Below are 334 nucleotides of genomic sequence, written 5' to 3' on the forward strand. Positions count from 1 at the left end.
GGCGCGGAACACCAGGAGCGAGGTGGTCTGCTCGCCGCTTCCGATGTGGTGCGCGCCGTTCTCGTCGCCCATGTCATGGGCCGAGGAGCCGGCGGCGCCGAGCGCCTTGGCAATGCCGTTGGGGTCGATGATCATGATCACCGCGCCATCGCCCAGGATGGTGTTGCCGGAGAACATGTCGATGTGACGCAGTTTTGTGGACATCGGCTTCACGACGATCTCTTCCGTATGGAAGACACCATCGACCACGATGCCGAAGGTCTGGCTGCCGACCTGCGTGACCACGATGAAGCCGTTCTCGGGATCGGAGGCCGCGCCGTCGTCGATCTTGAGC

General features: G+C 63.8%; 1 protein-coding gene. It reads right to left on the minus strand.

The annotated features are described in order from the left end of the window. Positions 1 to 334, minus strand: a 334-nt coding sequence (locus tag ACFDR6_RS36335) for a chemotaxis protein CheW (RefSeq protein WP_375861387.1), incomplete at both ends; no start/stop codon positions are given.

It is taken from the genome of Bradyrhizobium tunisiense, assembly GCF_042263385.1.
In the GTDB taxonomy this organism is placed as follows: Bacteria; Pseudomonadota; Alphaproteobacteria; order Rhizobiales; family Xanthobacteraceae; genus Bradyrhizobium; species Bradyrhizobium tunisiense.